The organism is Microcystis sp. 49638_E5 (assembly GCF_021300285.1).
GTDB classification, from domain to species: Bacteria; Cyanobacteriota; Cyanobacteriia; order Cyanobacteriales; family Microcystaceae; genus Microcystis; species Microcystis aeruginosa_C.
On the sequence record NZ_JAJTDH010000141.1, the window covers coordinates 1 to 6,465 of the forward strand.

Below are 6,465 nucleotides of genomic sequence, written 5' to 3' on the forward strand. Positions count from 1 at the left end.
TAGGTAAATCGTACATCGTCGGCAGGGATTGCCGGGGGGAAAGGGAAGGGTCAGATTGGGGAATGGTGAAGGTAGGTGTAGTCATTTCAGTTATCAGTTATCAGTTATCAGTTACCACTCAGACCTCTCAAACATTGTAATACTAAATCCGTTGAGTATAGGCTACTTATGGGGACAGGCAAAAGGCAATAGGCAATAGGCAAAAGGAGCAATAGATAATCAGTTTTTAATAACCAGATTTAGTATATAGCGTTTTTCAGTCTGCTGAGGTACAAAAGTTATGGGTTTTAGGCAAAAGGCAAAAGGCAAGAAAATAGGTGTACCTCACTAGCTCAGGAAACGCTATATAACCTTGACTTGCGTTATAAATTTTCTTGGTCAGCGATAAATATCTCACATTGGGAAATTCTCGAATGGTTTGTTCGAGTTGCAAAAAATAGGCTTCAATCATTTTAATTCCTGGAGATTAGCCTCGTTTTGAAGAAGCATTTCATATAGTCCAGACCAAACTATAAAATCCGATTCATCTCCTAAAATACCTTGAGAAAATTGCTGATAAAATTCTTGGGATGTCATTTTATATTGTTTTTCCAGATCCGCTAAATCTAATTTTAGATTCAAGTTGCTTTTTTGTAGTTCGGCAATCTGATAATCAATAATACTTTGGGCAAATTTTTCTTGATCTTTGATAGAGTTTAAAATCTTTTTAAGGCGTTTTTCTGTTTCAGGCTGAACAGATAGATGAAAATCTAACATAAGTAGGTAGGCGTTAAAAATTATCAAATGCCCCCCTTATCAAGGGGGGATTAAGGGGGGATCGGCACTCCCCTTATCAAGGGGGACAGGGGGGATCGAACCCAAAATCTATCTTCAATTTAATTATAACCAGCTACTTAAGCTGTCTCATTACCACAAATCAAGCGGGTTTTTATTCTAGCAAGCGTCAGCCCTGGGGGAGAAGAATGTAAATATTTATTAAATTGTAGCTTTTAATACAATGCGGGGGGGGGTAAGTGTGTATTTTGTCTTTGAGCATTCGCTGGTCATTGTTTTGGGTTGCCCTATCGCTTAACCCGAATCGAAATGTCGCGCACTTAAACCATTTACCATTAACCCTTTTTCATGAAAATAAAACAACTCGGCATTCTATCCGTCGGGGTTGCCCTGGCTACTCTGGGAACTGGTGCGGCACAGGCTGCAAGCGTGACTGTCAATAATTTTTCCTTCGAGACACCATCAAACCCTAATTTTTCACCAGTTATTACCGGTTGGACTGTGAGTAGTGGCAATGCGGGGGTTCAGCCATTCAATGCGACTCAATTTACAAGCGGAGTACCCGACGGTTCGCAGGCGGCTCTTATTGCTTTCAATGGTGGATCGATCCGTCAAGATGTAGCCGCCACTTATCAAGCCGGAACTCGATACACGCTCAATTTATTCGCAGGTATTCGTCTAGATGAACCGGGCAACTTGACCTTGCCGAACAGTACAATTTCGCTTCGCCGGAGTGATAATAATACCGTTTTGTCAAGTTTTACATTCAATCAGAGTTCCTTTTCGTCAAGAGGCGTGTTCTTATCGTTCAACACTTCTTATCTGGCGGGGATTGCCGATCAGGGTGCGGGAATTCGCATCTCTATTGACCGTCCGAATAATGGGGGGACACAATTAGTTTTCGATAACGTTACACTTAATGCGACTCCTGTTCCCGAACCCTCTAGCCTTCTTGGTTTTATCACACTGGGCAGTTTAATGTTAGGGAGTGCTGTCCGCAAAGCGAGGAAATAATGCCTACAAGGGAGAGGAGACGCGGGTTTCCTCTCTCTTTTTTTGGGGGTTATGAGTAGCATCTCAGTCACGAATTATGCTAGGATTCGCCCTAGAATGATAAAAAATCATGACTACACAAGCAACAGTAATCCAAGGCACAGCCAAAGAAATTAGAGAAGCACTGGCGCTTATACCAGATGATGAAATTGTCCGCCTTATGGTAGGTTGTCCCAGCTTATCTATTATTGCCAGAAAATTACAGCACGAGGCCGCAACTCTTGGCATAACAGCTGCGGAACACGACGCACTCATGGCATCGTTAAAAGATGATTTGTGATGCGGGTTGTTGTTGATATCTTGGAGAAGTCAGACCTTACACTTCATCGGGGTTAATTCCAAGCCCTCTGAGCCTTTCAGCCAGCCGGATGGCTTTTTGTTCAGCCTCTTGTTTCGCCAAGCGCTCTTGATTGGCAATTTGCCGTTCTTGAGCAGCGATCGCCTCTGCGTTCATCGCTCTTTCCTCAGCCGTTAGATAGCGATTTCCCGACTGGTCATACCAGTATAACCATTCCCGATACCAGGCAATATGTTCTCCTTTCTCGTAACCCAGCGCCAAGCCAATTTCTGGCAACCAAACTCGATTATTCTCACTCTCTAGAAGTTGATATTTTCCTGAGATTAATTTATATACTTCTAATCTTTGTCGGTTTTTAAATCTTCCTCTTCTGCCACTGAAAGGATTGTAGATTACATAATACAGAATCCCCAGGCTTTGGTAATTTAGAATTTTCTCCTCATACTCACTGTTATATTTCTCGGAAATTACCTCTAAAAACAAAATCGGCAAGATATACTTTTCCCCCCACAAAACATAGCTTAACCGACCTTTTTCTCCCGTATCATGGTTGACTCCAACTGCTAAGAAACCATCGGGGACAAAAGCTGATTCGTCTGGATTATAATAAACAGCCATATCTACCCCAAAATACCAATCATCTCGACCAGACCAAATTAAGGCTAATAAATTTAGCAGCAGATTGGGAATATCATTCTGTAACTGGTTGTCCACTGGAGTTTCATCGGAAGAGGGCAATTCTTCGGCGCTGGGAAGAGGTCGATTTTTGTTATAGGTGAGGTTAACCATAGCTCCTACAAGCGTGGTGTTTAATTACTGCCAATTCTAACAGAAAATTACGGTTTTAGATTTCGTTGTTTTTCTGCGATTTCTCAAAGCACTTCATCAAAACTCGGATCAAGGCTTTCTTTAATGTCATCAACCTGATTAATTTCTTGGTTAGGAGAGGCACTCAGGCACTCATGCAAGAGTCAAAGGGGAGAATAAATCAGGGGTGCTGTCCGCAAAGCTGGAAAATAATGTCTCAAGGGAGAGGAGAGGAGACGCGGGTTTCCTCTCTCTTTTTTGAGGGGTTTCATGGGAAGATCGGGAAAGCTTGCTAGGTGCAATCCCGATCATAATGAAACGAGACTCGATATTTTACCGGCTTTTTCAACAATCCCCCTCCCTTCTCTTCGATTTACTGGAAAACCCGCCAGATAATGCCACCGAATACCGCTTTGACTCCGTAGCCGTCAAAGAACCCAAATTTGAGATCGATGGCGTATTCCTGCCACCCGATAATGATAGTAGCGGGGTAATCTATTTTTGCGAAGTGCAATTTCAAAAAGACGAACGACTCTATGAAAGGGTTTTTGGTGAATCATTTTTATATTTCTACCGCCAGCGAGAACGATTTACCGATTGGCAAATTGTTGTCATCTATCCCACCCGCAGCCTAGAACAAAGTAACACCCATCCCTACCGAGCGCTCCTCAATTGTCCTCAGGTGCATCGAATTTATCTGAACGAATTAGGGGAAATTCAGCAGTTACCCCTAGGGGTTGCCTTGATGGTACTCACTACTGTGGAAGAAACCCAAGCACCAGAAAAAGCCCGCTATTTACTGGCACGAACCCAAGAGCAAATTGCAGATACAGAAGCCAGTCGCGCCATAATAGAAATGATTGCCACAATTATGGTCTATAAATTTACTAACTTGAGTCGGCAGGAGGTGGAAGCAATGCTAGGACTACAATTGGCAGATACAAGGGTATATCGTGAAGCCAAGGAAGAAGGACGACTGGAAGGACGACTGGAAGGACGACTGGAAGGAGAATCTGCCCTGATTTTGCGTCTGTTGCAACGTCGCTTTGGTGCAGTGGATGAGGTGTTGGCTGCCCGGATTCAGGCTCTAGAAATCGAGCAATTAGAGTCCTTGGCTGAGGCTTTGTTGGATTTTACAACCTTAAACGACCTAGTGCTTTGGCTAAATCGCCCCTCGCAACCGCTTAACTAAACTTAGTCAAACCTAAGCCACCTGAAAGGGTGAGTTAGGAAATTTTGATGGCCAAATATCCATCCCTGACGATGGGTGACAAGGGCAATTCTTGTCAGAGGGCAGATAAAAGTTTATGCGGATGGCGAGACTCGAACTCGCAAGGCGTAAGCCACACGCCCCTCAAACGTGCGTGTCTACCAGTTCCACCACATCCGCTTGATTTTAGCTTAACCATTATAGCACAGAAAAAAAATAATCTGCAAGCAAATTTTAAAAATTACTGCCGCACAACCTTCGCGCCACCTGAGTTAGTACGGATAAACCTTTTAGGGAACCTTGAATCAAATGGAAGGCCGGGAGAGGACGGATTAACATTTGTCGAGCTAGGGGCAATGGTAGCAGCTGACCTTGATTATCAATTGCCGGGGCTAAATCGGGTAAGTCCTGTGTCACCTCGTCGCTAATCACGCGCACAATTGCCACTTTTTGCCCGCGTAAAGCCGCTAAAATCCTTGCTCCTTCCATATCTACCACTTCATAGCCCCCCTGTCCTAAACCTCGTTTTTGCTCGGACTGGCTAATCAGGCGATCGCTGGTTAAACCTTTAACGAGACTATATCCGGTTAATTGGGCGATTTCTGCGGTTATTTCTGGTTCGCACTGCCAATAACTCCCCTTTTCTGCGCCACAACCTTGATAGATTACCCCATCTCCGACCCGATAGCGATCGCTGAGACTGCCCGCTAATCCCATCAGCACAATTTTTCCTGTAAACTTATTAAGAAATTCTAGAGATTGCCTAGAGACTGGGGAACTGTCGAGGAATTCTGGAGCGCCAAGGTTAATCGGGATAATTTGCGGGGCTAAATCGCCGATTTTCCTTAATCCTCGACGGATTGAGCTATGCTCGGCCCCCCGGGGAACAAGAATAATATCTTCAGGTGTGAGCATGAAATTTTTGAGAAAGTTTCCTAATTAGTCCATTGAGATGTTATAAATAATAATAGTGAACTAATTAGGAATAATTCTTAAGTAAATAGCCCTGCCACTGACTGGGCAATTGTCTTTCTCACCATGAAAAAGTCTGTCATTCTGCGTTTATCCGAGGTTAACAAGCGTTTTCCCGCTTCTCCTACTCTAGCTGTCGATAATATCAGTTTTAGTTTAACAGAGGGCGAAATTCTCGGATTATTGGGTCCGTCGGGCTGCGGTAAAACCACTCTGCTGCGGATGATTGCGGGATTTGAAAAACCATCTCAAGGAGTGATTGAATTGGGAGGGCGAATAGTTGCCGACGAAAAAACCTTTATTCCCCCGGAAAAACGCAATACAGGCATGGTTTTTCAGGATTACGCTCTTTTTCCCCATTTAACCATCGCCGAAAATATCGCCTTTGGGTTAAAAAATTCTGGGGAGAAATTATCGAGCAGAGCTATTAACGCGAGGGTGGCGGAAACTTTGGATTTAGTCGGACTGCAAGGACTAGAAAAACGTTATCCCCATCAGCTATCGGGAGGACAACAGCAAAGAGTCGCCCTCGCCCGCGCTTTAGCCCCAAAACCCTCTTTAATCCTCTTAGATGAACCTTTAAGTAATCTCGATGTGCAGGTCCGGCAACGCTTACGACACGAGATCCGTCATATCCTGAAAGCGACTGGTATCTCGGCCATTTTTGTCACCCACGACCGGGAGGAAGCAATGGTGATCAGTGACACAATTGCGGTCATTTGTCAAGGAAAATTAGAACAAATTAACAATCCCGAAGCAATTTATAGTCATCCGGCCTCGCGATTCGTGGCCGAGTTTGTCACCCAAGCTAACTTTCTCCCCGCTAGACGGAAGGGGGAACAATGGCAAACCGAGATAGGACTCTGGGAAATTGCCGATGGTCAAGATTTGGACAAAGGGGAATTGATGTTGAGAGAGGAAGATGTCAAAATTAAACCGGATGAGACGGGAGATCTGGTTATTTGCGATCGCCAATTTTTAGGGCGGGAATACCGTTATTGTCTGCTAACGGCCACCGGCAGCCAAATCCACGCTAGAACAACGATTAACACCCAATTAGACATCGGTACAAAGGTAAAACTATCGATTATTCCCGATAGCGTCCGTGTATTTGCCGACTGATAACTGATACTAAATCCTGTTTAAGGGGTGTGGGGTGTGGGGTGTGGGGAGCTTTTTCAGTAAAAAGGCAGCTCCGAGCTTATCGCTTAATACTATTGACTGATAACTTACCCACTGATATAGCGTTTTCAAATAAGACATGAAAAAGCATCGTAATTGTGGAGATTAGGAAAAGTAAATAGTTTAAGGTTGATTAAAAGATTAAATATCTTCTTCATAATCCCAAAAT

General features: G+C 43.9%; 7 protein-coding genes, 1 tRNA gene and 1 pseudogene. 4 read left to right on the plus strand and 5 right to left on the minus strand.

What is annotated here, in order from left to right; all coding sequences use genetic code 11:
• A pseudogene (locus LW728_RS22150) lies at positions 1 to 85 on the minus strand (Uma2 family endonuclease); the annotation flags it as partial.
• A 362-nt stretch (positions 86 to 447) separates the two neighbouring features.
• On the minus strand, positions 448 to 756 hold the full coding sequence (locus LW728_RS22155; protein WP_002781893.1) for a hypothetical protein: 309 nt from the start codon (positions 754 to 756) through the stop codon (positions 448 to 450).
• A gap of 366 nt (positions 757 to 1,122) precedes the next feature.
• On the opposite strand from LW728_RS22155, the gene LW728_RS22160 reads away from it, so the two are divergent.
• Together LW728_RS22160 and LW728_RS22165 are read left to right on the plus strand one after the other, a co-directional pair.
• Positions 1,123 to 1,788 carry a PEP-CTERM sorting domain-containing protein gene (locus LW728_RS22160; protein WP_287768320.1) on the plus strand — a complete coding sequence of 222 codons (666 nt, stop codon included), beginning with the start codon at positions 1,123 to 1,125 and terminating at the stop codon, positions 1,786 to 1,788.
• Between the two features lie 109 nt (positions 1,789 to 1,897).
• Positions 1,898 to 2,107: a hypothetical protein gene (locus LW728_RS22165; RefSeq protein WP_190359552.1), complete on the plus strand. Its 210-nt coding sequence runs from the start codon at positions 1,898 to 1,900 to the stop codon at positions 2,105 to 2,107.
• A gap of 36 nt (positions 2,108 to 2,143) precedes the next feature.
• Here the strand turns inward: LW728_RS22165 and LW728_RS22170 are convergent, their stop codons facing one another.
• A complete protein-coding gene (locus LW728_RS22170; RefSeq protein WP_287768323.1) occupies positions 2,144 to 2,914 on the minus strand; it encodes a Uma2 family endonuclease in 771 nt (256 codons plus the stop codon).
• A gap of 331 nt (positions 2,915 to 3,245) precedes the next feature.
• Here LW728_RS22170 and LW728_RS22175 point away from each other — a divergent pair, with 331 nt between their 5' ends.
• Positions 3,246 to 4,124: an Rpn family recombination-promoting nuclease/putative transposase gene (locus tag LW728_RS22175; RefSeq protein WP_287768325.1), complete on the plus strand. Its 879-nt coding sequence runs from the start codon at positions 3,246 to 3,248 to the stop codon at positions 4,122 to 4,124.
• A gap of 116 nt (positions 4,125 to 4,240) precedes the next feature.
• Here LW728_RS22175 and LW728_RS22180 read toward each other — a convergent pair.
• A tRNA-Leu gene (locus LW728_RS22180) sits at positions 4,241 to 4,322 on the minus strand.
• Between the two features lie 54 nt (positions 4,323 to 4,376).
• Positions 4,377 to 5,057, minus strand: coding sequence for a nucleoside phosphorylase-I family protein (locus LW728_RS22185; protein ID WP_287768326.1), 681 nt, complete (start codon positions 5,055 to 5,057; stop codon positions 4,377 to 4,379).
• Between the two features lie 123 nt (positions 5,058 to 5,180).
• Between LW728_RS22185 and LW728_RS22190 the strand changes: the two genes are divergently transcribed.
• The gene (locus tag LW728_RS22190) at positions 5,181 to 6,236 is read left to right on the plus strand and encodes an ABC transporter ATP-binding protein (protein WP_287768328.1); all 1,056 of its coding nucleotides are present in this window, start codon (positions 5,181 to 5,183) and stop codon (positions 6,234 to 6,236) included.
• The last annotated feature ends 229 nt before the right edge of the window (positions 6,237 to 6,465 follow it).